Consider the following 25,873-nt stretch of genomic DNA (forward strand, 5'->3'; position numbering starts at 1 on the left):
CGACCGGAATGGAGTAACAGATAGATGAAAAGCCTGCTCGCTGACCTCTTCAAGCAAAGCCTTCCCAATGCGGAAGAGTTCGATGCAATTACCATCGGACTCGCTTCGCCGGACAAGATCCGTTCATGGTCTTACGGCGAAGTCAAAAAGCCTGAGACCATTAATTACCGTACCTTCAAGCCTGAGCGTGACGGTCTGTTCTGCGCCAAGATTTTCGGCCCAGTAAAGGATTATGAGTGCCTGTGCGGTAAGTACAAGCGCCTCAAACATCGCGGCGTTATCTGCGAAAAGTGTGGCGTTGAAGTTACGCTGTCCAAGGTGCGTCGTGAACGCATGGGCCATATCGAGCTTGCATCGGTGGTCGCTCATATCTGGTTCCTGAAGAGCCTGCCGAGTCGTCTTGGTATGGTGCTCGACATGACTTTGCGCGATATCGAGCGCGTGCTGTATTTCGAGGCCTTTGTGGTCGTCGAGCCGGGGATGACCCCACTGGCTCGAGCCCAGTTGCTGACCGAAGACGACTTCCTGGCCAAGACCGAAGAGTACGGTGATGAATTCGTAGCCATGATGGGCGCCGAGGGTATTCGGGGTCTGCTGCGCAACATCAATATCCATAAGGAAATTGATCGTTTGCGCAGTGAGCTTGAGACCACGGGCTCAGAAGCCAAGATCAAGAAGATCGTCAAACGCCTCAAGGTGCTGGAAGCCTTCACCCAATCCGGTATCAAGCCTGACTGGATGATCATGGAAGTGCTGCCGGTGCTGCCGCCGGATCTGCGTCCGCTGGTGCCGTTGGATGGCGGTCGCTTTGCGACCTCCGACCTGAACGATCTGTATCGTCGCGTCATCAACCGTAACAACCGTCTGAAGCGTCTGCTGGAGTTGAAGGCCCCTGAGATCATCGTGCGCAACGAAAAGCGCATGCTTCAGGAAGCTGTTGACTCGCTGCTCGACAACGGTCGTCGTGGCAAGGCCATGACTGGTGCTAACAAGCGTCCGTTGAAGTCGCTGGCTGACATGATCAAGGGTAAGGGTGGTCGTTTCCGTCAGAACCTGCTGGGTAAGCGCGTGGACTACTCCGGTCGTTCCGTGATTACCGTAGGTCCGCAGCTCAAGCTGCACCAGTGCGGCTTGCCGAAGCTGATGGCGCTTGAGTTGTTCAAGCCCTTCATCTTCAACAAGCTTGAACTGATGGGCTTGGCTACGACCATCAAGCAAGCCAAGAAGTTGGTTGAGTCGCAAGAGCCGGTGGTATGGGATATCCTCGAAGAGGTGATCCGTGAACATCCGGTGATGCTCAACCGTGCGCCGACACTGCACCGTTTGGGTATTCAGGCTTTCGAACCGACGCTGATCGAAGGCAAGGCCATCCAGCTGCACCCGCTGGTTTGCGCGGCCTTCAATGCCGACTTCGACGGTGACCAGATGGCTGTGCACGTTCCATTGTCGCTCGAAGCGCAGATGGAATGCCGTACCCTGATGTTGGCGTCGAACAATGTTCTGTCGCCCGCCAATGGCGAACCGATCATCGTTCCGTCGCAAGACGTGGTGCTGGGTTTGTACTATGCGACCCGTGCTGGCGTTAACTGTGCCGGTGAGGGCATGCTGTTTTCCGACGTTTCGGAAGTCAAGCGTGCGTACGAGTCAGCGCAGATTTCATTGCACGCCAAAGTAACGGTGCGTATTCGTGAAGTTGAGGTTGACGCCGAAGGCAATAAGACTGAAAAACTGACACGCTACTTCACGACAGCAGGCCGTTCATTGTTATCGGAAATTCTTCCTGCAGGCCTGCCGTTTTCGGTTATCGATAAGGCCTTGAAGAAAAAAGAAATTTCCAAGCTTATTAACACGTCCTTCCGTCGTTGTGGCCTTCGCGAAACCGTCATATTTGCTGACAAGTTGATGCAGTTCGGGTTCAAGCTCGCAACGCGCGCAGGCATCTCGATTGCCGTGAAAGACATGCTGGTTCCAAGTACCAAGGAAACCATCATTACGGCGGCTGAGCACGAAGTGAAGGAAATCGCTCAGCAGTATGCTTCGGGACTTGTGACCGATGGCGAACGCTATAATAAAGTGGTGGATATCTGGGGTCGTACCGGCGATCAGGTGGCCAAGGCGATGATGGAGCAGCTGGGCCAGGAGCCCGTTGTTGATCGCGAAGGCAAAGCGACGAAGCAAGAGTCCTTCAATTCCATCTACATGATGGCGGACTCCGGCGCACGCGGTTCTGCTGCGCAGATTCGTCAGCTGGCCGGTATGCGTGGTTTGATGGCAAAGCCTGATGGCTCCATCATTGAAACGCCAATTACCACCAATTTCCGTGAAGGTCTGAACGTTCTTCAGTACTTCATTTCGACTCACGGTGCGCGTAAGGGTTTGGCGGATACCGCTCTGAAAACTGCGAACTCTGGCTATCTGACGCGTCGTTTGGTTGATGTGACCCAGGATCTGGTGGTCATCGAGGATGATTGCGAAACGACCAATGGTTTCGTGATGAAAGCGATGATCGAGGGTGGTGAAGTTGTGGAGCCCTTGCGCGAGCGCATTCTTGGCCGGGTCGCAGCTGATGATGTGGTGAATCCTGAAACACAGGAAACGCTGATTCACGCCGGCAGCCTGCTTGATGAGGACTCATGCGACCAGATCGACGCCTTGGGTATCGATGAGGTGCGCGTGCGCGCTCCGCTGACTTGTGACACACGATATGGGTTGTGTGCCAAGTGCTATGGCCGTGATTTGGGCCGTGGCTATCTGGTCAATGTCGGTGAGGCTGTTGGTGTTATCGCCGCCCAATCAATTGGTGAGCCGGGTACCCAGCTGACAATGCGGACCTTCCACGTTGGCGGTGCGGCATCTCGCGCGGCCGTGGCGAGCTCTGTCGAAGCCAAGTCTGCTGGTACGGTTCGTTTTGCCGGGAATATGCGCTACGTAACCAACCCGAAGGGCGAGAAAATTGTTATTTCCCGTTCGGCTGAAGTTGTGGTGGCGGATGATGCTGGTCGCGAGCGTGAGCGCCATAAGCTTACTTACGGTTGCACCTTGTTGGTCGATGACGGCAAGACGGTTAAGGCTGGTGCGCAATTGGCTGTTTGGGATCCACATACCCGTCCGATCATTACCGAGTATTCCGGCACTATCAAGTTTGAGAACGTAGAAGAAGGCTCTACGGTTACCAAACAGATCGATGAAGTGACCGGCCTGTCGACTTTGGTGGTTATTGATGCCAAGCGCCGCAGTGTCAGTGCAAGTAAAGGCGTTCGCCCTCAGGTGAAATTGCTGAATGCTGCGGGTGAAGAGGTGAAGATGGCAGGCACAGACCATCCCGTGACCATCACATTCCAAGTCGGTTCGCTGATCATGGTGAAGGATGGTCAGGAAGTCGCTGTCGGTGATGTACTAGCCAAGATTCCGCAAGAATCGGCCAAGACGCGAGACATTACCGGCGGTCTGCCACGCGTGGCTGAGTTGTTTGAGGCTCGCGCCCCGAAAGATGCAGGAATGCTGGCAGAAGTTACCGGAACGCTGTCGTTCGGTAAGGACACCAAGGGCAAGCAGCGTCTGGTTATTACCGAACCTGATGGTCAAGTGCATGAATTCCTGATTCCCAAGGATAAGCATGTGCTGGTTCATGACGGCTTGGTCGTTCAGCGCGGCGAGTTGATCGTTGATGGGCCAGCAGATCCGCACGACATTTTGCGTTTGCAAGGTGTTGAGGCGCTTGCGCGTTACATCATCGACGAGGTGCAGGACGTGTATCGTTTGCAGGGTGTGAAGATCAACGATAAACACATTGAAGTCATCGTTCGTCAGATGCTGCGCCGTGTTGTTATCAGCGATCCGGGCAATACCCGATTCATCCGCGAAGAGCAGGTTGAGCGTTCAGAGTTTCTGGATGAGAACGACAAGATCAATGCGGAAGGGAAGTTGCCTGCGACGTTCGAATACATGCTGCTGGGGATTACAAAGGCTTCCTTGTCTACGGACTCCTTCATCTCGGCAGCATCCTTCCAGGAAACAACGCGAGTTCTGACTGAAGCCGCAATCATGGGCAAGAAGGACGATCTGCGCGGCCTGAAGGAGAACGTTATCGTTGGCCGTTTGATTCCGGCGGGTACAGGCTTGGCCTATCATCGCACCCGCCGTGCTCAGCCTGCGGGCATTCATTTCGGGGGACTCAATCAGCCCGGAGCGGATGATGTTGTTTCAGCAGTTGAGGGAGAGGCTCCCGAGGCTGCTTGACGTGAGTCGCGGGGGTCGCATATACTCCCGCGTCTTTAAGGGGGTCGTCCAATCGTAGACGGCCTGAACTGTTTGATCGCGGCCCGTGTCAGTTTTACTGACTGGTGGTGAGATCCGAGGAAATGTAATGCCAACCATTAATCAACTCGTTCGCAAGGGTCGGGAAGCTCCCGTCTCCAAGAGCAAGGTGCCTGCACTGGAAGCCTGTCCGCAAAAGCGCGGCGTGTGTACCCGTGTTTACACTACGACCCCGAAGAAGCCGAACTCTGCGCTTCGTAAGGTTGCCAAGGTTCGTTTGACCAACGGCTTTGAGGTTATCTCCTATATCGGTGGTGAAGGCCACAACCTGCAAGAGCACTCGGTGGTGCTGATTCGCGGCGGGCGTGTAAAGGATTTGCCGGGTGTGCGTTATCACATTGTGCGCGGTTCGCTTGACCTTCAAGGGGTCAAGGGCCGTAAGCAATCCCGCTCCAAGTACGGCGCCAAGCGCCCGAAGAAGTCCTAATTACTGACGAAAGGAGATAGACATGCCCCGTCGTCGCGAAGTGCCTAAGCGTGAAATTCTGCCAGATCCGAAATTTGGTTCCCAGGATGTTTCCAAGTTCATTAACGTCATCATGGATAGCGGCAAAAAGTCTGTAGCCGAGCGTATCGTGTATGGCGCGTTTGCCAATATTTCTACCAAGTCGGGCAAGGATCCGCTGGAAGTTTTTCTGGCGGCCATTGCTAACGTGAAGCCGGTTGTCGAAGTAAAAAGCCGTCGCGTTGGTGGTGCTAATTATCAGGTTCCTGTTGAAGTGCGTCCGTCCCGTCGGATGGCTCTTTCGATGCGCTGGTTGCGCGAATCGGCACGCAAGCGTTCCGAGAAATCCATGGCTCAGCGGCTTGCCGGTGAGTTATTGGAGGCTGCAGAAGGTCGCGGCGCGGCCATGAAGAAGCGTGACGAAGTTCATCGTATGGCTGATGCCAATAAGGCGTTCTCGCACTTCAGGTTCTGATTGATTGGCGCGTAGATGTAGGTCGGGCCCTGTATAGGGCTCGATTTATTTGAAGCCTGTCCGCAACACACAAAAAATTTCGTTTTTTCACCCCGCTTCAACTTAAAAAGGCTGAAACCGTGGCTCGCAAGACCCCCATCGAGAGATATCGCAATATCGGCATCTCTGCACACATCGACGCCGGCAAGACTACTACTACCGAGCGTATCCTTTTCTATACCGGCGTGAACCACAAGATCGGTGAAGTGCATGATGGCGCGGCCACCATGGACTGGATGGAACAGGAGCAGGAACGTGGTATCACCATTACCTCCGCAGCAACGACTTGCTTCTGGAAGGGGATGGGCGGCAATTTTGATGAGCATCGCATCAACATTATCGATACTCCTGGGCACGTAGACTTTACTATTGAGGTTGAGCGCTCCATGCGCGTGCTGGATGGCGCATGTATGGTTTATTGCGCTGTGGGTGGTGTTCAGCCGCAGTCTGAGACCGTTTGGCGTCAGGCTAACAAATACGGTGTGCCGCGCTTGGCGTTTGTGAACAAGATGGATCGCCAAGGCGCGGACTTCTTTAAGGTCTACAATCAGATGCGCACTCGTTTGGGTGCAAATCCGGTGCCTCTGCAGGTGCCAATCGGCGCCGAAGATAATTTTCAAGGCGTGATTGATCTGGTCAAGATGAAGGCTGTGTTCTGGGATGAGGCATCGCAGGGCACTAAATTCACCTACGAAGAGATTCCTGCTGAGTTGCTCGCAACCGCCAAGGAGTGGCGCGAGAACTTGCTGGAAGTCGCAGCAGAGTCTTCCGAAGAGTTGATGAACAAGTACCTTGAAGAAGGTGACATGTCGGAACTCGATCTTAAGGCCGCGATTCGTGCGCGCACCATCAAGAGCGAAATTGTTCCGATGATGTGTGGTACGGCCTTTAAGAACAAGGGTGTTCAAGCAATGCTTGATGCCGTTATTGAATACATGCCTTCGCCGGTAGATATTCCTCCTGTCGATGGTTTGGATGAGGATGGAAATGCCGTCACTCGCGATGCCGACGATAACGAGAAGTTCTCGGCCTTGGCTTTCAAGTTGATGACGGATAAGTATGTTGGTCAGTTGACGTTTATCCGTGTCTATTCAGGTGTTCTGAAGTCCGGAGATTCGGTGTACAACCCGATCAAGGGTAAGAAGGATCGTGTTGGTCGTTTGGTGCAGATGCACGCCAATGATCGCCAGGAGATCTCTGAGGTGTATGCGGGCGATATCGCGGCGTGCATCGGCTTGTCGTCAGTGACGACCGGTGAAACCCTTTGTGATCCGGCTGCGGAAATTACCCTTGAACGCATGATCTTCCCTGATCCGGTGATTCACGTTGCCGTGGAGCCGAAGACTAAGGCTGACCAGGAAAAGATGGGTATCGCTCTGGGGCGTTTGGCTCAAGAAGATCCTTCTTTCCGCGTTCGCACTGACGAAGAGTCCGGCCAGACGATTATTTCTGGCATGGGCGAGTTGCACCTTGAAATTCTTGTTGATCGCATGAAACGCGAATTTGGCGTTGAGGCAAATGTCGGTGCGCCGCAAGTTGCTTATCGCGAAACGATTCGCAAAGTGGTTGAGGATGCTGAAGGTAAATTCGTCAAGCAGTCGGGCGGTCGTGGTCAGTATGGTCACGTAGTCATCAAGATCGAGCCTAACGAAACGGGCAAGGGTTTTGAATTCGTTGATGCCGTCAAGGGCGGTACTGTTCCGCGTGAATATATTCCTGCTGTCGAAAAAGGCTTGCGCGAAAGTATTCCGAATGGCGTGTTGGCAGGCTTCCCGGTGGTTGATGTCAAGTGCACCTTGCATTTCGGCTCTTACCACGACGTGGACTCGAATGAAAACGCGTTCAAGATGGCTGCGTCCATGGCCTTTAAAGAGGGTTGCCGTCGCGCCAGTCCAGTGTTGCTTGAGCCGATGATGGCTGTCGAAGTAGAGACGCCGGAAGACTTCATGGGCAATATCATGGGCGATCTGTCAGGTCGTCGTGGTGTGGTGTTGGGTATGGAAGATCAGCCTGGTGGGATCAAAGCTATTAAAGCCGAGGTGCCGTTGGCGGAGATGTTCGGTTACTCGACAACGATGCGTTCCTTGTCGCAAGGCCGCGCAACGTACTCCATGGAATTCAAGCATTACAGCGAAGCGCCGAAGAATGTCGCTGACGCCATCATCAACAAGAAATAACTATTTTTGATTTAAGGAGCTAGAAATGGCCAAGGAAAAGTTTGAACGCACCAAGCCGCACGTAAACGTCGGTACGATTGGTCACGTTGACCATGGTAAGACCACGCTGACTGCAGCTATCACGACCGTGCTGGCATCGAAGTTTGGTGGTTCGGCCAAGGCGTATGACCAGATTGACGCAGCGCCGGAAGAAAAAGCGCGTGGTATTACGATCAATACTGCTCACGTCGAATACGAAACCGCAAACCGTCACTACGCCCACGTTGATTGCCCGGGTCACGCTGACTATGTGAAGAATATGATCACCGGTGCCGCCCAGATGGATGGCGCGATCCTGGTCTGTTCTGCTGCTGACGGCCCCATGCCCCAGACCCGCGAGCACATCCTGCTGGCGCGTCAGGTTGGCGTGCCGTACATCATCGTGTTTCTGAACAAGTGCGACATGGTTGATGATGCCGAGCTGCTCGAACTCGTCGAAATGGAAGTGCGCGAACTGCTCTCCAAGTACGACTTCCCGGGCGACGACGTGCCAATCATCAAGGGTTCCGCACTCAAGGCGCTGGAAGGCGACAAGGGCGAGCTCGGCGAAGTGGCCATTATGGCTCTGGCTGAAGCGCTGGACTCCTACATCCCGACGCCGGAACGTGCCATCGACAAGCCCTTCCTGCTGCCGATCGAAGACGTCTTCTCTATCTCCGGTCGCGGCACCGTTGTGACTGGTCGTGTTGAGCGTGGCGTAGTTAAAGTCGGCGAAGAAATCGAAATCATCGGCATCAAAGACACCGTCAAGACCATCTGTACCGGTGTTGAAATGTTCCGCAAGCTGCTCGATCAAGGCCAGGCTGGCGACAACGTAGGCGTGCTGCTGCGTGGCACCAAGCGCGAAGACATCCAGCGTGGTCAGGTTCTGGCCAAGCCGGGCTCCATCAAGCCGCATAGCCACTTTACGGGCGAGATCTACGTACTGTCGAAGGACGAAGGTGGTCGTCACACCCCGTTCTTCAACAACTACCGCCCGCAGTTCTACTTCCGTACGACGGACGTGACTGGCTCCATCGCGTTGCCTGAAGGCACCGAAATGGTCATGCCTGGCGATAACGTGTCGATCACCGTCAAGTTGATCTGCCCGATCGCCATGGAAGAAGGTCTGCGCTTCGCTATTCGCGAAGGCGGCCGTACCGTTGGCGCAGGGGTTGTTGCCAAGGTTATCGAGTAAGTTTTGTAAGTGCGGCGCGTCTGACTAGGCGCGCCGTTTGTTCTTTGTGCTCTTTAGGAATAGAAATGGCAAACCAGAAAATCCGCATCCGCCTTAAGGCTTTCGACTATCGCCTGATCGATCAATCTGCTCAGGAGATTGTTGAGACCGCCAAGCGTACAGGTGCTGTAGTGCGCGGCCCCGTGCCGATGCCGACAAAAATCGAACGATTCAACATTCTGCGTTCGCCGCACGTCAACAAGACGTCTCGCGACCAGTTTGAAATCCGGACCCATTTGCGCTTGATGGACATCATTGATCCGACAGATAAGACTGTTGATGCCTTGATGAAGCTGGATCTGCCGGCGGGCGTAGATGTCGAAATCAAGCTGCAGTAATACTTGCGCTTGCATTTTTTTGCCACTTTGAGATAAACTCTTGCGCTTCGCGTTTTGAATGCGGATTTGTCTGTTGTGGTGTCAATAGCGACTCGGTCAATCGAAACCGGGTCATAGGAGAAAAACATGAGTCTAGGCCTTGTCGGTCGCAAGGTCGGCATGACTCGCATTTTTGCTGAGGACGGCGCATCCGTTCCAGTGACTGTGCTTGACGTGTCGAACAATCGAGTGACCCAGATCAAGACAGCTGACGTGGACGGTTATTCCGCCATTCAGGTGGCTTTTGGTCAACGGCGTGCCAGTCGCGTTACCAAATCTATTGCCGGCCATGCGGCCAAGGCAGGGGTTGAGGCTGGTAGCGTAATGCGCGAATTCCGTATCGGCGCTGAGCAGCTTGCTGGCTATAAAGCCGGTGATGTGATCAGCCTTGAGATTTTTACCGTGGGGCAGAAGGTCGATGTGACCGGCACCTCTATCGGTAAGGGTTTTGCTGGTGCAATCAAGCGTCACAATTTCAGCTCGCAGCGTGCGTCTCACGGTAACTCCCGTAGCCATAACGCGCCTGGTTCCATTGGTATGGCGCAGGACCCGGGTCGAGTTTTTCCGGGTAAGCGGATGGCGGGTCATCTGGGGGCGGTCAAGTCGACCGTGCAAAACCTCGAGGTGGTGCGCGTGGATGTGGAGCGCGGCCTGTTGCTTATCAAGGGCGCTGTGCCGGGTCATGATGGTGGGGACGTGATCGTGCGTCCGGCTGTCAAGGCTAACTGAGAGGGGACGTCATGGAACTCAAGCTGATTAATGATCAGGGTCAGGCGTCCGCAACTGTGCAAGCTTCCGATGCTATTTTCGGTCGTGAGTATAGCGAGGCGCTGGTTCACCAATTGGTGGTGGCCTATCAGGCGAATGCCCGTTCGGGCAATCGTGCACAAAAGGATCGTGGTGAAGTCAAGCACTCTACCAAGAAGCCTTTCCGTCAAAAGGGTACGGGTAATGCTCGTGCTGGTATGACATCCTCGCCGCTGTGGCGTGGGGGCGGCCGTATTTTTCCGAATCGTCCGGATGAGAATTTTACCCAGAAGGTGAATCGTAAGCAGTTCCGCGCAGGTATCGCATCGATCCTGTCGCAACTGGTGCGTGAAGATCGTCTGGTTGTGGTTGAGAGTATTGTTCTTGATGCTCCCAAGACTCGCCTTTTGGCTCAAAAGCTGAAGGGTTTTGGTGCCGAATCTGCTCTGCTGATTACCGATACGATGGATGAAAATCTGTGGTTGTCGTCACGCAATCTGCATAATGTGTTGGTGCTTGAGGCCCACGAGGCTGATCCAGTGTCGCTGGTGCGCTATCCGCGCGTTATCGTGACTCGTGCTGCGATCGCCAAGATTGAGGAGATGTGGCAATGAGCTATAGCCAAGAGCGACTTCTGCAGGTGCTGCTCGCGCCGCAGATTTCAGAAAAGGCAACACGCGTTGCCGAAAAGAATGAGCAGGTTGTGTTTCGTGTGGCGACAAGCGCTACCAAGCCCGAGGTGAAGGCTGCTGTTGAGCTATTGTTCAAAGTTCAGGTGGCATCCGTTCAGATTCTGAACGTCAAGGGTAAGGTTAAGCGCTCGGGCCGTTCGGTTGGTCAGCGCAAGGGCTGGAAAAAAGCTTTTGTTTGCCTCAAGCCGGGCCAAGAGATTAACTTCGTTGACGGAGGGATTGCGTAATGTTGGTTAAAGTAAAGCCTACCTCTCCGGGGCGTCGTGGCCTTGTCAAGGTTGTTAATCCTGGTCTGCATAAAGGTAAGCCTTTTGCTGGCTTGGTTGAGAGTCAGTCGAGGCATGCTGGCCGCAATACGGATGGTCGTATTACGGTTCGTCATCAAGGCGGCGGTCATAAGCAGCATTATCGTTTCATCGATTTCAAGCGTAACAAAGATGGCATCGTCGCCAAGGTTGAGCGTATTGAATACGATCCAAACCGTACCGCGAATATTGCGCTGTTGTGCTACGTGGATGGTGAGCGTCGTTACATTATTGCACCGAAGGGCTTGGTTGTTGGTCAAGAGCTATTGAGTGGTTCTGAGGCTCCCATCAAGACAGGCAATGCACTGCCGATCCGCAATATCCCTGTTGGTAGCACGATCCACTGTGTGGAAATGTTGCCTGGCAAGGGCGCTCAATTGGCTCGTGCCGCAGGTACTTCAGCTCAGCTTCTGGCGCGAGAAGGTACTTACGCTCAGGTGCGTCTCCGTTCTGGCGAAATCCGTCGCGTGCATATTGAATGCCGTGCGACGATTGGCGAAGTCGGCAATGAAGAAAATAACTTGCGCAAAATCGGCAAGGCCGGTGCGCAGCGTTGGCGCGGTATTCGCCCGACCGTTCGCGGTACGGTGATGAACCCGGTGGATCACCCGCACGGTGGTGGTGAAGGCAAAACCGGCGAAGGTCGTGTGCCTGTCAGCCCGTGGGGCCAGCCGGCCAAGGGCTATCGTACGCGCAGCAATAAGCGTACTGACAGCATGATCGTTCAGCGTCGTCACAAGCGATAAGAGGTAGTCATGGCACGTTCCGTTAAAAAAGGGCCGTTTGTAGACGACCATCTGATCAAGAAGGTTGAAGCTGCTGCCGGTTCCACCGATAAGCGACCAATTAAGACTTGGTCACGTCGTTCAACGATTCTTCCCGAGTTTGTTGGTCTGACGATTGCTGTTCACAATGGCAAACAACACATTCCGGTTTATGTGACTGAAAATATGGTTGGTCACAAGCTGGGTGAGTTTGCGCTGACGCGTACCTTCAAGGGTCACGCCGCCAGCAAGAAGGCGAAGAGGTAAGGGGAAATCATGGAAACCAATGCAAGTTTGCGCGGTGTCCGCCTCTCCGCTCAGAAGGGACGCCTTGTGGCTGACCTGGTGCGCGGCAAGCCGGTTGGACATGCTCTCAATGTTCTGGCTTTTTGCCCGAAGAAGGGTGCGACCATCATCAAGAAAGTGCTCGAATCAGCGATTGCTAATGCTGAGCACAATGACGGTGCTGACATCGACACGCTCAAGGTCAAGACCATTCACGTGGAAAAGGGAACTTCTCTGAAACGTTTTACCGCTCGCGCCAAAGGCCGCGGTAATCGGATCGAGAAGCAAACCTGCCACATCTATCTGACCGTCGGGGAGTAATATGGGACAGAAAATCCACCCAATCGGGTTCCGCCTGGTTGTGACACGGAATTGGAGTTCTCGCTGGTACGCCAACAGTCAGAGTTACGCCAAGATGTTGTTGGAAGACATCAAGGTTCGTGACTATCTGAAAAAGAAGTTGTCTCACGCTTCTGTTGGCCGTGTTTTGATTGAGCGCCCGGCTAAAAACGCGCGCATCACCATTTACAGCGCCCGTCCAGGCGTGGTGATTGGCAAAAAGGGCGAAGATATTGAAAGCCTGAAAGCTGAATTGCAAAAGATTATGGGCGTGCCGGTGCATGTCAATATCGAAGAAATTCGCAAGCCGGAAACGGATGCGCAATTGATTTCGGATTCGATTGCACAGCAGCTCGAGAAGCGCATCATGTTCCGCCGTGCGATGAAACGCGCCATGCAGAATGCAATGCGTTTGGGTGCTCAGGGTATCAAGATCATGAGTGCCGGCCGCTTGAATGGCGCTGAGATTGCTCGTACCGAGTGGTATCGTGAAGGTCGTGTTCCTTTGCACACATTGCGTGCAGATATCGACTACGGTACATCCGAAGCCAGTACGACATACGGCATCATCGGAATCAAGGTATGGGTCTACAAGGGCGATATGGTTGCCAAGGGCGAACAGCCCGTAGCTGCTGAGCCTAACGAGAACGAAGGTCGCAAGAACCGCCGTCCTGCACGTAATGATGGTGATGCCAAGCCGGCTCCCCGTCGTGCTGTGCGCAAGACAGGTACTGTGACAAACGCAGGAGCTAGCGATGCTGCAGCCGAATAGAAGGAAGTACCGCAAGGAGCAAAAGGGTCGGAATACCGGCGTTGCGACTCGTGGCGCGAAGGTAAGTTTCGGTGAGTTTGGTCTGAAGGCCATTGGCCGTGGTCGTTTGACGGCCCGTCAGATCGAAGCTGCTCGTCGGGCGATGACGCGACACATCAAGCGCGGCGGCCGGATCTGGATTCGGATTTTCCCGGACAAGCCCATCTCCAAGAAACCCGCTGAGGTTCGAATGGGTAACGGTAAAGGTAATCCGGAGTATTGGGTTGCAGAGATTCAGCCGGGCAAAGTTCTGTATGAGATGGATGGCGTTGACGAAGTTCTCGCTCGCGAGGCTTTCCGTTTGGCTGCCGCGAAGCTTCCAATTGAGACCGCGTTTGTAACACGGCTTGTGGGGTAAGAAAAATGAAGGCGAATGAGTTGCGCTCCAAGAGCGCTACCGAGCTCCAGGAAGAATTGGTTGCGCTGCTGAAAGAGCAGTTCTCCCTGCGGATGCAGATTGCCACGCAACAACTGAACAATACGTCCCAGTTGCCGCGTGTGCGTCGCGACATTGCGCGCGTTCGTACATTTCTGCGTGAAAAGGCGGTGGCGTAATGAGTGAGCAAAAAGTTGTAGTGCGTCGCACTTTGAGCGGCCGTGTTGTAAGCGACAAGATGGACAAGACGGTGACCGTTCTGGTTGAACGTCGCGTCAAGCATCCGCTTTACGGCAAAATCATGGTGCAGTCCAAAAAGTATCATGCCGATGTAGCCAATGGCGTAGCCGCTGATGGTGACCTGGTTGAGATTGAGGAGTGCGCTCCGATTTCAAAGACTAAGGCATGGCGTGTGACGCGTGTGCTCGAAAAGGCGCAGGCCTGATCGAAATATTTGCGTAAACACTTGCATCAAGATCTCGAGCTAAGCTATACTGCTTAGCTCGATTTCCCGCTTCATGCGGGGCCTTTTCCCGGACGGGATCCAAGACTGGGCACTTGGTGTGTTCAAGTTGGATGGAGTAAAAAAATGATCCAAATGCAGACGATTCTTGAAGTCGCCGACAATACCGGTGCGCGTGCAGTTATGTGCATCAAGGTTTTGGGTGGTTCCAAACGCCGCTATGCCGGCATTGGCGATGTTATCAAGGTAAGTATCAAGGATGCGGCTCCTCGTGGCCGTGTCAAAAAAGGCGATGTATATAACGCCGTGGTGGTTCGTACTGCCAAGGGTGTACGTCGTAGTGACGGCTCTTTGATTAAGTTTGACAAGAATGCGGCTGTGCTGCTGAACGCCAAGCTTGAGCCGATCGGTACGCGTATTTTTGGGCCGGTTACGCGTGAGTTGCGTAATGAGCGTTTCATGAAAATTGTTTCGCTGGCCCCTGAGGTCCTCTAAGGAGCGAAGATGGATAAGATTCGCAAAGGGGACGATGTGGTCGTCCTGGCTGGCAAAGATAAGGGTAAGCGCGGTGTTGTGCTGACTCGTGTTGATGTTGAGCGCGTGGTTGTTGAGGGTGTGAATCGCGTTAAGAAACACACCAAGCCGAATCCGATCAAGGGTCAGGTTGGCGGGATTGTTGAAAAAGAAATGCCGATTCAGGTTTCGAATCTGGCACTCTTTAATCCTGCTACGCAAAAAGCTGATCGTGTTGGTTTCAAGGTGCTTGAAGATGGCAAAAAAGTTCGCTTCTTCAAGTCAAATGGCGAACTGGTCGGTGCGTAAGGGATAGTCATGGCTCGTCTTCAAGAGTTTTACAAGTCAGATGTGGTGGCTCAATTGAGTCAACGCTTTGCCTACAAGTCAATCATGGAAGTGCCGCGAATTACCAAGGTGACGCTCAATATGGGTGTTGGCGAGGCAGTTGGCGACAAAAAAGTTTTGGATAATGCTGTTGGTGATATGACCAAGATTGCGGGTCAGAAGCCGGTAATTACCAAGGCTAAAAAATCTATCGCGGGTTTCAAGATTCGTGAAGGTTATCCAATTGGCTGCATGGTGACTTTGCGTGGTCCGCAAATGTTTGAGTTTCTGGATCGTTTAATCACTGTGGCAATGCCGCGCATCCGCGATTTTCGTGGTGTGGTTGCCAAAGGTTTTGACGGTCGGGGTAACTACAATCTGGGGGTGAAAGAGCAAATCATTTTCCCCGAGATCGAGTACGACAAGATCGATGCGTTGCGTGGTTTGAATATTAGTATTACCACGACGGCGAAAACGGATGATGAGGCGCGTGCGCTTCTGGTCGCGTTCAAATTTCCGTTCAAGAACTGAGGGTGACATGGCGAAATTGGCTTTGATCAATCGCGAAGAAAAACGCCGCAAGACAGTTGAGAAATTTGCTGTCAAGCGCGCTGCTCTCCAGTCCGTAATTGGCGATGCTTCAAGCTCTGAAGAAGAGCGTATGGAAGCGCGTCTGAAGCTGCAAAAGCTGCCGCGTAATGCTAGTCCAAGTCGTCAACGCAATCGTTGCGCTCTGACTGGACGTCCCCGTGGTGTGTTCCGTAAATTTGGTCTGTGCCGTAATAAGCTGCGTGAAGTGGCTTTCAGGGGCGAAGTGCCCGGCATGACCAAGGCTAGCTGGTAAGGAGATCGAGATGAGTATGTCTGATCCGGTTGCCGATATGCTGACGCGCATTCGCAATGCTCAACAAGCTCAAAAGGGGGCGGTTTCAATGCCCTCTTCGAAGCTAAAGGTTGCAATCGCCCAGGTGTTGAAGGACGAAGGTTATGTTGACGATTTTGTGGTTCGTGGCGAGGGTTCTTCCCGCGAGCTGACGATCAGTCTGAAGTATTATGCGGGCCGTCCGGTTATCGAACGCATTGAGCGGGTTAGCAAGCCTGGTCTGCGCGTTTATAAAGGCTGCGATGACCTGCCCAAGGTTATGAACGGCTTGGGCGTAGCAATCGTTTCCACTCCTGGTGGTGTCATGACGGATCGTCGTGCGCGTGCTACCAAGGTTGGCGGCGAAGTGCTTTGCGTCGTGGCATAAGGAGGAATAAATATGTCACGCGTCGCAAAAAATCCAGTCGTATTGCCTGCTGGCGTTCAGGTGGATGTTGGTGCTGGGGAATTTACCGTCAAAGGGCCTTTGGGTTCCTTGACGCAGCGTCTTCATTCGTCGGTTACGCTTGAGCGTGAAGGTGATTCTTTGAAGGCTGTTGCTGTGGTTGGTGGTGATAATGGTAATGCCATGTCAGGTACAACCCGCGCGCTGCTGAATAATATGGTTGTTGGTGTCACCAAGGGCTTTGAGCGCAAGCTCAACTTGGTAGGCGTGGGTTATCGTGCCCAGGCTCAAGGTGACAAGCTGAATCTGACGCTTGGTTTCTCCCATCCTGTGGTGCATCAGATGCCCGCCGGTGTAAAGGTAGAGACTCCGACCCAGACGGAAGTCGTCATTAAAGGGGTCGATAAGCAGCAGGTTGGTCAGGTGGCCGCTGAAATCCGCGCATATCGCGCACCAGAGCCTTATAAAGGCAAGGGTGTTCGTTATTCGGATGAAGTGGTGCTCCTGAAGGAAACCAAAAAGAAGTAAGGGCGGACGAATATGAACAAGAAAGAAGCGCGTTTGCGCAGAGCTCGCAAAACCCGGGCTCGTATCGCGGAGCAAAAAGTTGCTCGGCTGACGGTGTTTCGTTCGAATTGCCATATCTATGCGCAAATCATTTCCGAGTGTGGTTCGCGCGTAGTGGCTTCTGCCTCTACAGCGGAGGCGGTGGTGAAAGGTGTTACGCCTAACGGTGGCAATGTCAGCGCGGCTACCGCGGTTGGCAAGCTTATCGCCGAGCGTGCAGTTGCTGCGGGCGTGCAATCGGTAGCATTCGATCGTGCGGGTTACATGTATCACGGTCGCGTGAAGGCGCTCGCTGAGGCGGCGCGTGAAAGCGGACTGAAGTTCTGAGCGAGATATTCATGGCTAAGCAACAAGCAAAGAAGGTTCAGGCTTCCGAAGAGCGCGATGATGGCCTACGCGAAAAAATGGTTGCGGTTAATCGCGTCACCAAGGTAGTGAAGGGCGGCCGGATTCTCGGTTTCGCTGCACTTACCGTTGTTGGTGACGGCGATGGCAGCATCGGTATGGGTAAAGGTAAATCACGTGAAGTGCCCGTTGCCGTTCAAAAGGCAATGAATGAGGCTCGTGCGAAGATGGCTAAGGTCAATCTGCGCAAGGGAACCTTGCAGCACTCAGTGGTTGGCAAGCATGGCGCTGCAGTTGTTTTGATGCAGCCAGCGCCTAGCGGTACCGGCATTATTGCCGGTGGTGCGATGCGTGCAGTATTTGAAGTGATGGGTGTGACGGATGTAATTTGCAAATGTCTTGGCTCCACCAATCCTTACAATGTCGTGCGTGCAACACTTAATGGCCTGTTTGCAACCAGCACTGCTGCTCAAATCGCAGCTAAGCGTGGCAAGACCGTTGAAGAGATTTTGGGGTAATCATGGCTGACAAGAAGATTCGCGTCACGCTCGTCAAGAGTCTGATTGGCACAAAACAGCCACACCGCGCTACCGTGCGTGGTTTGGGTCTGCGTCGTATCAATCACTGTGTCGAACTGGAAGATACGCCGGCTGTGCGCGGCATGATCAATAAAGTTACGTATCTGCTGAAGTGCGAGGGATAAATGGAACTTAATAAGCTTAAACCCGCTGAGGGTTCCAATACCGCCCGTCGCCGTGTAGGTCGTGGCATTGGTTGTGGCCTGGGAAAGACGTGTGGCCGTGGTCACAAAGGTCAGAAATCGCGCGCTGGTGGTTTTCACAAAGTCGGTTTTGAAGGCGGTCAGATGCCTTTGCAGCGCCGCTTGCCCAAGCGTGGCTTCGTGTCATTGACGGCTGGTCGCAACGTTGAAGTACGTCTCAGCGAAATTGCAGCTTTGCCGATTGACGAAATTGATTTGTTGTCGCTGAAGCAGGCTGGCATCGTTTCAATTGAAGCGCTTACGGCCAAGGTTATTCTGTCCGGCAGTATTGATCGCAAGGTGATCTTGCGTGGCGTTGGTGCTACAAAAGGCGCTCGTGCTGCAATCGAGGCTGCTGGCGGTTCGATCGCCGAGTAACAATAAACGGGATATCCGCGTGGCTACTGCACCTGTGCTTGGGAATGGCGGCAAGTTTGCCGATTTGAAACGTCGTCTATGGTTCCTTCTTGGGGCTTTGGTGGTGTATCGCATCGGATCACACATTCCGGTGCCCGGGATTGATCCGGCTGAGCTTGCCAAGAATTTCGCCGAACAGAAAAGCGGCATTCTTGGCATGTTCAACCTGTTTTCTGGCGGCGCGCTGGAGCGGTTTACGATTTTTGCTCTAGGTATCATGCCGTATATTTCGGCTTCGATCGTGATGCAGTTAATGGCGATTGCATCACCTCAGCTGGAAGCCCTTAAAAAGGAGGGTGAAGCTGGCAGGCGCAAGATTACGCAATACACTCGCTACGGAACCGTTGGTTTGGCGCTATTTCAGGCTTTCGGGATTTCGATGATGCTTGAGCAGCAACCGAACCTGGTAATTGATCCGGGGTTCATGTTTCGCCTGACTGCAATCTCGACCTTGGTGACAGGGACGATGTTCATGATGTGGTTGGGCGAACAAATTACTGAACGCGGGATTGGCAACGGGATTTCGATTTTGATTTTTGCAGGTATTGCCTCGGGCTTGCCTAGCGCAATAACCCAGTTGCTTGACTTGGTTTCCAAACAATCAATTCACCCCGTAGCAGGATTGTTTATCCTTGCATTGGTAGTGGTTGTAACGGCTTTTGTTGTTTTTGTGGAGCGTGGCCAGCGCAAGATTCTGGTGAATTACGCCAAGCGTCAAGTGGGCAACAAGTTGTACGGTGGTCAAAGTTCGCATTTGCCACTCAAACTGAATATGTCCGGAGTGATTCCACCGATTTTTGCTTCATCAATCATTCTGTTTCCTGCCACTGTAGCGCAGTGGTTTGGGGCGAGTGATGGAATGTTGTGGCTGAAGGACCTTTCAAATGCGTTGTCGCCAGGCCAGCCAATTTATATTCTGACTTACTCGGCTGCGATCGTATTTTTCTGTTTCTTCTATACCGCACTTGTCTTCAACTCCAAAGAGACTGCAGACAACCTGAAGAAAAGTGGTGCGTTTGTGCCTGGGATTCGTCCTGGTGATCAGACAGCGCGTTATATCGACAAGATTTTGATGCGTTTGACTTTGATCGGCGCGATCTATATCACTTTTGTTTGTTTGGTGCCTGAGCTTTTGAGGCTGCGCTGGGAAGTGCCTTTTAACTTTGGCGGCACTTCACTGCTGATTATTGTTGTGGTTACGATGGATTTTATGGCGCAGGTTCAGGCTTATGTCATGTCCCATCAATACGAAGGACTCCTGAAGAAGGCGAATTTCAAGGGTGGTCCTGGTTTGGCTCGGTAGTAACTTGCAGTAAAGAAGGTGATGGTTCTGCAGGGTTTGCAGGCACATTGTGCCGGTACTATCGAGAGCAGATTCAGAGTCAAAATTGAGTGTATTTGCTGTTTCAAGATTGATGTTCTTTGAAATGACGCATTTTGGCCTGTAGTGCTTTGGGGCAATTGGCGTCGCAAACCGCTCAAATATGTAGAACGGTAATTAGGAGTCAAAAAATGAGAGTACAAGCTTCTGTCAAGCCGATCTGCCGCAAATGCAAGATCGTTCGCCGCAAAGGCGTAGTTCGCGTGATCTGTGAAGATCCGCGTCACAAACAGCGTCAGGGTTGATTTTGAGCCCCGTTTTCGTTAAACTTTCGCGCTTCGCGTTTTCGCGCTAAAAGGGTAAGTTCATGGCCCGTATTGCTGGTGTCAATATTCCGAATCATAAGCATGCTGAAATCGCTCTCACCGCGATTTACGGCATTGGCCGCACTCGCGCGCAAAAAATCTGTGATGTTGCTGGCGTAGCCCGCAGTGTCAAGATGAAAGATCTGACTGAAGTTCAGATGGATCGTTTGCGTGAAGAAGTAGGTAAGTTCACGGTTGAAGGTGATCTTCGCCGCGAGATCACAATGAATATCAAGCGTCTCATGGACCTTGGTTGCTATCGTGGCGTTCGTCATCGTCGTGGTCTACCGGTTCGTGGTCAGCGTACCCGCACCAATGCCCGTACTCGCAAGGGTCCGCGTAAGACCATGGCTGGCAAGAAGTAATCTGGGGTAGATCATGGCAAAGACCGTTGCGAAGATTCGCAAAAAAGTAAAAAAGAACGTTGCTGAAGGTATTGCGCATATTCATGCATCCTTTAATAACACTATCGTGACGATCACCGATCGTCAGGGCAATGCACTGTCGTGGGCAACTTCGGGTGGTGCAGGCTTCAAGGGCTCACGCAAGAGCACTCCGTTCGCTGCGCAGGTGGCTGCAGAGGCCGCTGGTAAAGCAGCGCAAGAGTGTGGTGTGAAGAATCTGGAAGTGCGTATCAAGGGGCCGGGTCCGGGTCGTGAGTCTGCTGTGCGTGCATTGAATGCACTGGGCCTCAAGATTACGTCGATTACCGATATCACCCCTGTGCCGCATAACGGTTGTCGTCCGCCGAAGCGTCGCCGCATCTAATTAGGAGTATCGAACGTGGCTCGCAATCTCGATCCGAAGTGCCGTCAGTGCCGCCGTGAAGGCGAAAAGTTGTTCCTGAAGGCTGAAAAGTGTTTTACCGACAAATGTGCCATTGAACGCCGTGCATATGCACCAGGCCAACATGGTCAGAAGTCGGGTCAGCGTTTGTCTGGCTATGGCCAGCAACTGCGTGAAAAGCAAAAGATTCGCCGTATTTATGGCGTTCTTGAGCGTCAGTTCCGCAAGACCTATTTCGAAGCAGATCGTCGTAAGGGCGCGACAGGTGAGAACCTGCTGCAGTTGCTCGAAGGGCGTCTGGATACGGTTGCATTCCGCATGGGTTTCGGCGGTTCGCGTGCCGAAGCTCGTCAAGTTGTGCGTCACAACGGTGTGTTGATCAATGGCAAGCGGGTCAATATCCCGTCTTACACGCTGCGTCCTGGTGACGTGGTGCAATTGACTGATGCAACGCGCGCTCACTTGCGTACCAAGGCGGCTCTGGCTGCTGCTGCTGGCCGCGGCTTCCCGGAATGGATTGAAGTGGATGCTGCAGCAGGCAAGGGCATTTTCAAGGCTTTTCCGCAGCGCGCTGAACTTTCCTCGACCATTAACGAGAGCTTGGTTGTCGAACTTTACTCGCGTTAATGCGGGATCAACCAGAATCACTCGTGACAAGGATAGGACATGCAGAGTAATAGCCTTTTGAAGCCTCGCATTATCGATGTCCAGAGCATCTCCCCGGTTCACGCCGTTGTGGTGATGGAGCCGTTTGAGCGCGGTTATGGGCATACGCTCGGTAATGCATTGCGTCGCATTTTGCTCTCTTCGTTGCCGGGTTGTGCCCCCACCGAAGTATCAATTGACGGCGTGCTTCACGAGTACTCCACGCTTGATGGCGTACGTGAAGACGTGGTTGATGTTTTGCTGAACCTGAAGGGCGTTGTGCTGAAGTTGCACAATCGTACGGAGGCTGTTCTGCGTCTGTCCAAGTCGGGCGAAGGCGTGGTCAAGGCCAGCGATATTGAAACGTCTCACGACGTAGAGATTATCAATCCGGACCACGTGATTGCTCACTTGGCCCCGGGTGGAAAAATCGACATGCAGATCAAGGTCGAGCAGGGTCGTGGCTATGTGCCTGGCAATGTTCGTCCCTTGAATGGTGATAACAAGGTGATCGGGCGCATTGTGCTCGACGCTTCGTTCAGCCCGGTGCGTCGTGTTAGCTACCAAGTTGAAAGCGCTCGCGTTGAGCAGCGTACTGACCTGGATCGTTTGGTCATTGATATCGAGACCAACGGTGCTGTGGAGCCGGAAGAATCCATCCGCTTTGCTGCCCGTGTGTTGATGGATCAGCTGTCTGTTTTTGCTGATCTGGAAGGTACTCCGGTTGCTGCGATTGAAGCAAAGCTCCCGCAGATTGATCCGATTCTGATGCGTCCGGTGGATGACCTGGAGCTGACGGTTCGTTCGGCAAATTGTCTGAAAGCCGAGAACATTTATTACATCGGTGATCTGATTCAGCGTACTGAAACCGAGTTGCTCAAGACCCCGAATCTGGGTCGCAAGTCGCTGAATGAAATCAAGGATGTGCTCGCTTCGCGTGGCCTCACGCTGGGCATGAAACTGGAAAACTGGCCGCCCGCAGGTCTCGAGAAGATCAGCTGAGCAGCAGGAATAGGGAATAGATAAAATGCGTCACGGTAACGGACTCCGTAAGCTCAATCGCACCAGCGCCCACCGCAAGGCGCTTTTGCAGAATCTTTCGAACGCTTTGCTGCGTCACGAAGTCATCAGGACAACTCTGCCCAAAGCCAAGGAATTGCGCCGCGTGGTTGAGCCCTTGATCACCATGGGCAAGACGCCTTCTTTGGCAAATCATCGCTTGGCGTTCAGCCGTCTGCGTGATCGCGAAATGGTGCTCAAGGTGTTTAACGAACTGGGCCCCCGTTTTCAGACTCGTCCAGGTGGTTACCTGCGTATTCTGAAGTGCGGTTTCCGTGTAGGTGACAATGCGCCTATGGCGATTGTTGAGCTGCTGGATCGCCCGGAAGGTCTTGAAGCTGTTGCTGCTGAGTAAGCGGTAATCAGTCAAACAAAAAGCCCGCTTTTAGCGGGCTTTTTGTTTTGTGCTTGAGAGTTTCGATGCCGTGATTATGGCGGCCGATTGTTGTTCAGAATGGAGTTGCGCCTGCCCGTAGAGCCTCACCCAGCTTGGCTCTTCAGGCTGCTGTCTGAAGAGCCTGGCCGAGCAAGGCTGTGCGTGATGCTACTGGCGGGAAGTGTTACTGCCCGCGCGCTTCAATTCGGTTTTTTGGGACGGCTTATCGATTCAGCGCCGACTCAGAAGATTGTGCAGGTATTTTCCGGTGTAACTTCCCCGGTGCGCCGCAACCGTTTCGGGGGTGCCCGAGACCAGAATCTCACCGCCTTTGTCACCCCCTTCCGGGCCGAGATCAACGACCCAGTCTGCGGTTTTGATCACATCCAGATTGTGCTCGATCACCACGATGGTGTTGCCGTGCTCGCGCAGGCGCTGCAACACTTTGAGCAGCATTTCGATGTCGTGAAAATGCAGGCCGGTCGTCGGTTCATCCAGGATGTAGAGGGTGCGGCCAGTGTCGCGCTTGGACAATTCAAGGGATAGTTTCACGCGCTGTGCTTCGCCGCCCGAGAGTGTCGTGGCACTTTGGCCCAGGCGGATATAGCCGAGGCCAACCTCCATCAGGGTGTCGAGCTTGCGTGCCACGGTAGGTACCGCATCGAAAAAGCGCTGGGCTTCTTCCACGCGCATTTCAAGCACGTCAGCGATGCTCTTGCCCTTGTAGCGGATTTCCAGGGTTTCACGGTTATAGCGTTTGCCGTGGCAGACATCGCAGGGGACGAACACGTCGGGCAGGAAGTGCATTTCGACACGCAGCATGCCATCACCCTGGCAAGCCTCGCAGCGTCCTCCTTTAACGTTGAAGGAAAAGCGCCCGGGCCCATAGCCGCGAGCCCGTGATTCGGGTACGCCGGAAAACAGTTCACGAATCGGGGTCAGCAGACCGGTATAGGTGGCCGGATTGGAGCGTGGGGTGCGCCCGATCGGCGCCTGGTCGACGCTGATGACCTTGTCGAAATGCTGCAATCCCTCAATGCTCTCGTAAGGCGCGGGTTCCTGTGAGCTGCCGTGGATGCCGTGAGCGGCAATGGCGTAGAGCGTGTCATTGATCAGGGTTGATTTCCCTGAGCCGGAGACCCCCGTGATGCAGCTCATCAGTCCGACAGGCAGTTCCAGCGTGACGTGCTTCAGATTGTTGCCGCTCGCGCCTGTCAATTTAAGTATGCGTGAAGAATCAGGCTGGACGCGCTTCTTCGGCACGGCTATCTGGCGACGTCCGTCCAGAAAGGCTCCCGTAATGGAGTCCGGATGGGCTGCGACTTCTGCGGGCGTGCCGTGCGCGATGACTTCTCCGCCGTGTTCGCCGGCACCCAAGCCCATGTCAACCACATAGTCGGCCATGCGCACGGCGTCTTCGTCGTGCTCGACGACGATTACGGTGTTGCCAATATCGCGCAGGCGCCGCAGGGTGCCCAGCAGGCGATCATTGTCGCGTTGATGCAGGCCGATAGAGGGCTCGTCCAGCACGTACATCACGCCGGTCAGGCCGGAGCCGATCTGTGACGCGAGACGAATGCGCTGCGCCTCTCCCCCCGACAGTGTGTCGGCGGAGCGGTTCAGGCTCAGGTAATCCAGACCGACATCCATCAGGAACTGCAGTCGTGTAGCCACTTCTTTCATTATTTTTTCGGCAACCAGCGCCTTTTGTCCGCTCAGGCTCGTGCTGGCGAAGAAGGCCTGGCAGTCGCCAATGGGCAGCGCAGCAATTTCAGGCAGGGATTTATCGCCAATCAGCACATGGCGGGCCTCGCGGCGCAGACGGCTGCCGCCGCAGGACGGGCAGGGGCGTGCCGAACGGTATTTACTCAGCTCTTCGCGCACCGCAATGGAGTCGGTCTCACGGTAGCGGCGTTCCAGGTTCGGGATGATGCCTTCGAAGCTGTGTTCCTTTTTGACTGTGCGCCCGGATTCGGACATGTACTTGAACGGGATCGTGCGCGTGCCGGAGCCGTGCAGGACCACTTCACGGATCGCCTTTGGCAGTTCGTTAAAAGTTGTCTCGGTATCGAATTCGTAGCTGGCAGCCAGGCTCTGCAGCATCTGGAAATAGAACTGGTTGCGCTTATCCCAGCCCTTGATCGCGCCGGCAGCCAGAGATAGCTCCGGATGCGCGACGACACGGCCGGGGTCGAAGAAGTCGTGGGTGCCCAGACCATCACAGCCCGGGCAGGCGCCTGCGGGATTGTTGAACGAGAACAGGCGCGGCTCAAGCTCCTGGACGGCGAAGCCGCACACCGGGCAGGCATAGCGCGCGGAGAAGGGATGTTCCTTGCCGCTCTCCATTTCCAGTGCGATGGCGCGCCCTTCAGCGTGAGCGAGTGCGGTTTCGAAGCTCTCGGCGAGTCGCTGGCGGGAGTCGGGGCGGATCTTGACGCGGTCTACCACCAGATCGATGCTGTGCTTGCTGGTTTTTGCCAGCTCCGGCACGTGGTCCATCTCGCAAATTACGCCATTCACACGCAGGCGCACAAAGCCTTGCGCGCGCAATTCGGCAACGAGCTCCTCGTGGCCGCCTTTGCGTTCGCTGACGATCGGCGCAAGGATCATCAGCGGCGTCCCTTCCGGCAGTGCCAGCACGTGATCGACCATTTGTGACACGGTCTGCGCTTCCAGCGGGCGATGGTGGTCCGGGCAATGCGGCGTGCCGGCGCGCGCGAAGAGCAGACGCAGGTAGTCGTGAATCTCGGTAATCGTGCCAACGGTGGAGCGCGGATTGTGGCTGGTGGCTTTTTGTTCGATGGAGATGGCGGGCGAGAGGCCCTCAATCAGGTCGACGTCTGGCTTTTCCATCAGCTGCAGGAACTGGCGCGCATAAGCCGACAGGCTTTCCACGTAGCGGCGTTGGCCCTCTGCGTACAGCGTATCGAAGGCCAGCGAACTCTTGCCAGAGCCAGACAGACCGGTAATCACCGTCAGGCGGTTACGCGGGATATCGAGGTTGATGTTCTTCAGATTGTGGGTACGCGCCCCACGAATACGGATCCATTCCATGGCCTGAGCTGCCAGCAAGATAACGGTCCAATATATCGAGCTGGCGTGGCTCGGCCAAGTCTTTTTTGTGCCGCAGCAAGCCGACGGCAGTCGTTGCGCATCCCGACTACCTTCGGGCTCTGGTTCAGGGTAGGATCACGCCTTGCCGTTTCGCCCGTCATGCGGCGGCAAACCACCCGAATCGGCCCTGAACGTATCTTGAG

Annotated in this window: 34 protein-coding genes; 33 read left to right on the plus strand and 1 reads right to left on the minus strand. The window is 54.1% G+C overall.

Translation table 11 applies throughout. The features are described 5' to 3' along the window. Positions 1–24 precede the first annotated feature (24 nt). From rpoC to rplQ, 33 genes are all read left to right on the plus strand, one after another. Entirely contained in the window at positions 25–4,239 is a 4,215-nt protein-coding gene (rpoC, locus tag ABXR19_RS13845; RefSeq protein ID WP_354601731.1) for a DNA-directed RNA polymerase subunit beta', read from the plus strand. Positions 4,240–4,366: 127 nt separating this feature from the next. After that, positions 4,367–4,744, plus strand: a complete 378-nt coding sequence (gene rpsL, locus ABXR19_RS13850) for a 30S ribosomal protein S12 (RefSeq protein WP_354601732.1) — start codon at positions 4,367–4,369, stop codon at positions 4,742–4,744. 22 nt (positions 4,745–4,766) lie between these two features. Further along, a complete protein-coding gene (rpsG, locus tag ABXR19_RS13855) occupies positions 4,767–5,237 on the plus strand; it encodes a 30S ribosomal protein S7 (protein ID WP_354601733.1) in 471 nt (156 codons plus the stop codon). Positions 5,238–5,356: 119 nt separating this feature from the next. After that, entirely contained in the window at positions 5,357–7,453 is a 2,097-nt protein-coding gene (fusA, locus tag ABXR19_RS13860) for an elongation factor G (RefSeq protein WP_354601734.1), read from the plus strand. 25 nt (positions 7,454–7,478) lie between these two features. Next, a complete protein-coding gene (tuf, locus tag ABXR19_RS13865) occupies positions 7,479–8,669 on the plus strand; it encodes an elongation factor Tu (protein ID WP_354601723.1) in 1,191 nt (396 codons plus the stop codon). Positions 8,670–8,734: 65 nt separating this feature from the next. Further along, on the plus strand, positions 8,735–9,046 hold the full coding sequence (rpsJ, locus tag ABXR19_RS13870; RefSeq protein WP_305978338.1) for a 30S ribosomal protein S10: 312 nt from the start codon (positions 8,735–8,737) through the stop codon (positions 9,044–9,046). A gap of 126 nt (positions 9,047–9,172) precedes the next feature. Then, positions 9,173–9,814, plus strand: a complete 642-nt coding sequence (gene rplC / locus ABXR19_RS13875; protein WP_354601735.1) for a 50S ribosomal protein L3 — start codon at positions 9,173–9,175, stop codon at positions 9,812–9,814. Between the two features lie 11 nt (positions 9,815–9,825). Further along, a complete protein-coding gene (gene rplD / locus ABXR19_RS13880) occupies positions 9,826–10,446 on the plus strand; it encodes a 50S ribosomal protein L4 (RefSeq protein ID WP_354601736.1) in 621 nt (206 codons plus the stop codon). Continuing rightward, the gene (rplW, locus tag ABXR19_RS13885; protein ID WP_354601737.1) at positions 10,443–10,751 is read left to right on the plus strand and encodes a 50S ribosomal protein L23; all 309 of its coding nucleotides are present in this window, start codon (positions 10,443–10,445) and stop codon (positions 10,749–10,751) included. The genes rplD and rplW overlap by 4 nt, the downstream gene beginning before the upstream one ends. Then, entirely contained in the window at positions 10,751–11,575 is an 825-nt protein-coding gene (gene rplB / locus ABXR19_RS13890) for a 50S ribosomal protein L2 (RefSeq protein WP_354601738.1), read from the plus strand. The genes rplW and rplB overlap by 1 nt, the downstream gene beginning before the upstream one ends. Before the next feature lie 9 nt (positions 11,576–11,584). Then, a complete protein-coding gene (rpsS, locus tag ABXR19_RS13895; RefSeq protein ID WP_354601739.1) occupies positions 11,585–11,860 on the plus strand; it encodes a 30S ribosomal protein S19 in 276 nt (91 codons plus the stop codon). 9 nt (positions 11,861–11,869) lie between these two features. Then, positions 11,870–12,199, plus strand: a complete 330-nt coding sequence (gene rplV / locus ABXR19_RS13900; protein WP_354601740.1) for a 50S ribosomal protein L22 — start codon at positions 11,870–11,872, stop codon at positions 12,197–12,199. Position 12,200: 1 nt separating this feature from the next. Continuing rightward, complete coding sequence (gene rpsC / locus ABXR19_RS13905; RefSeq protein ID WP_354601741.1) at positions 12,201–12,989, plus strand: 30S ribosomal protein S3; 789 nt, start codon at positions 12,201–12,203, stop codon at positions 12,987–12,989. Next, positions 12,973–13,386 carry a 50S ribosomal protein L16 gene (gene rplP / locus ABXR19_RS13910; RefSeq protein WP_354601742.1) on the plus strand — a complete coding sequence of 138 codons (414 nt, stop codon included), beginning with the start codon at positions 12,973–12,975 and terminating at the stop codon, positions 13,384–13,386. The genes rpsC and rplP overlap by 17 nt, the downstream gene beginning before the upstream one ends. A gap of 5 nt (positions 13,387–13,391) precedes the next feature. Then, positions 13,392–13,583, plus strand: a complete 192-nt coding sequence (gene rpmC, locus ABXR19_RS13915) for a 50S ribosomal protein L29 (protein WP_354601743.1) — start codon at positions 13,392–13,394, stop codon at positions 13,581–13,583. After that, positions 13,583–13,849, plus strand: a complete 267-nt coding sequence (gene rpsQ / locus ABXR19_RS13920; protein ID WP_354601744.1) for a 30S ribosomal protein S17 — start codon at positions 13,583–13,585, stop codon at positions 13,847–13,849. Before rpmC ends, rpsQ begins: the two co-directional genes overlap by 1 nt. Before the next feature lie 144 nt (positions 13,850–13,993). Next, positions 13,994–14,362: a 50S ribosomal protein L14 gene (gene rplN, locus ABXR19_RS13925; protein WP_354601745.1), complete on the plus strand. Its 369-nt coding sequence runs from the start codon at positions 13,994–13,996 to the stop codon at positions 14,360–14,362. Positions 14,363–14,371: 9 nt separating this feature from the next. Then, the gene (rplX, locus tag ABXR19_RS13930) at positions 14,372–14,689 is read left to right on the plus strand and encodes a 50S ribosomal protein L24 (protein WP_354601746.1); all 318 of its coding nucleotides are present in this window, start codon (positions 14,372–14,374) and stop codon (positions 14,687–14,689) included. A gap of 9 nt (positions 14,690–14,698) precedes the next feature. After that, entirely contained in the window at positions 14,699–15,238 is a 540-nt protein-coding gene (gene rplE / locus ABXR19_RS13935; protein WP_354601747.1) for a 50S ribosomal protein L5, read from the plus strand. A 7-nt stretch (positions 15,239–15,245) separates the two neighbouring features. Next, the gene (rpsN, locus tag ABXR19_RS13940; RefSeq protein WP_354601748.1) at positions 15,246–15,551 is read left to right on the plus strand and encodes a 30S ribosomal protein S14; all 306 of its coding nucleotides are present in this window, start codon (positions 15,246–15,248) and stop codon (positions 15,549–15,551) included. A gap of 10 nt (positions 15,552–15,561) precedes the next feature. Continuing rightward, positions 15,562–15,957: a 30S ribosomal protein S8 gene (gene rpsH, locus ABXR19_RS13945; protein WP_354601749.1), complete on the plus strand. Its 396-nt coding sequence runs from the start codon at positions 15,562–15,564 to the stop codon at positions 15,955–15,957. 12 nt (positions 15,958–15,969) lie between these two features. Further along, on the plus strand, positions 15,970–16,503 hold the full coding sequence (gene rplF, locus ABXR19_RS13950; RefSeq protein ID WP_354601750.1) for a 50S ribosomal protein L6: 534 nt from the start codon (positions 15,970–15,972) through the stop codon (positions 16,501–16,503). 12 nt (positions 16,504–16,515) lie between these two features. Further along, positions 16,516–16,869 (plus strand): 50S ribosomal protein L18, encoded by a 354-nt coding sequence (gene rplR, locus ABXR19_RS13955; RefSeq protein ID WP_354601751.1) that lies wholly within the window; start codon positions 16,516–16,518, stop codon positions 16,867–16,869. Positions 16,870–16,880: 11 nt separating this feature from the next. Then, a complete protein-coding gene (gene rpsE / locus ABXR19_RS13960; protein ID WP_354601752.1) occupies positions 16,881–17,405 on the plus strand; it encodes a 30S ribosomal protein S5 in 525 nt (174 codons plus the stop codon). A gap of 2 nt (positions 17,406–17,407) precedes the next feature. Next, positions 17,408–17,590, plus strand: a complete 183-nt coding sequence (gene rpmD / locus ABXR19_RS13965; RefSeq protein ID WP_354601753.1) for a 50S ribosomal protein L30 — start codon at positions 17,408–17,410, stop codon at positions 17,588–17,590. Continuing rightward, a complete protein-coding gene (gene rplO, locus ABXR19_RS13970; RefSeq protein WP_354601754.1) occupies positions 17,591–18,025 on the plus strand; it encodes a 50S ribosomal protein L15 in 435 nt (144 codons plus the stop codon). Between the two features lie 19 nt (positions 18,026–18,044). Beyond that, positions 18,045–19,367: a preprotein translocase subunit SecY gene (secY, locus tag ABXR19_RS13975; protein WP_354601797.1), complete on the plus strand. Its 1,323-nt coding sequence runs from the start codon at positions 18,045–18,047 to the stop codon at positions 19,365–19,367. Between the two features lie 209 nt (positions 19,368–19,576). Further along, positions 19,577–19,690, plus strand: a complete 114-nt coding sequence (gene rpmJ, locus ABXR19_RS13980) for a 50S ribosomal protein L36 (RefSeq protein WP_305978316.1) — start codon at positions 19,577–19,579, stop codon at positions 19,688–19,690. A gap of 62 nt (positions 19,691–19,752) precedes the next feature. After that, positions 19,753–20,115 (plus strand): 30S ribosomal protein S13, encoded by a 363-nt coding sequence (rpsM, locus tag ABXR19_RS13985; protein WP_354601755.1) that lies wholly within the window; start codon positions 19,753–19,755, stop codon positions 20,113–20,115. Between the two features lie 13 nt (positions 20,116–20,128). Continuing rightward, positions 20,129–20,518, plus strand: a complete 390-nt coding sequence (gene rpsK / locus ABXR19_RS13990; protein WP_101941749.1) for a 30S ribosomal protein S11 — start codon at positions 20,129–20,131, stop codon at positions 20,516–20,518. Positions 20,519–20,533: 15 nt separating this feature from the next. Next, complete coding sequence (gene rpsD / locus ABXR19_RS13995) at positions 20,534–21,163, plus strand: 30S ribosomal protein S4 (RefSeq protein WP_354601756.1); 630 nt, start codon at positions 20,534–20,536, stop codon at positions 21,161–21,163. Positions 21,164–21,202: 39 nt separating this feature from the next. Next, positions 21,203–22,183, plus strand: a complete 981-nt coding sequence (locus ABXR19_RS14000; RefSeq protein WP_354601757.1) for a DNA-directed RNA polymerase subunit alpha — start codon at positions 21,203–21,205, stop codon at positions 22,181–22,183. A gap of 25 nt (positions 22,184–22,208) precedes the next feature. After that, complete coding sequence (gene rplQ / locus ABXR19_RS14005; protein WP_354601758.1) at positions 22,209–22,595, plus strand: 50S ribosomal protein L17; 387 nt, start codon at positions 22,209–22,211, stop codon at positions 22,593–22,595. A gap of 252 nt (positions 22,596–22,847) precedes the next feature. Here the strand turns inward: rplQ and uvrA are convergent, their stop codons facing one another. Beyond that, positions 22,848–25,670, minus strand: coding sequence for an excinuclease ABC subunit UvrA (gene uvrA, locus ABXR19_RS14010; protein ID WP_354601759.1), 2,823 nt, complete (start codon positions 25,668–25,670; stop codon positions 22,848–22,850). Positions 25,671–25,873 lie beyond the last annotated feature (203 nt).

Origin of the sequence: Uliginosibacterium flavum (assembly GCF_040566545.1) — a bacterium.
In the GTDB taxonomy this organism is placed as follows: Bacteria; Pseudomonadota; Gammaproteobacteria; order Burkholderiales; family Rhodocyclaceae; genus Uliginosibacterium; species Uliginosibacterium flavum.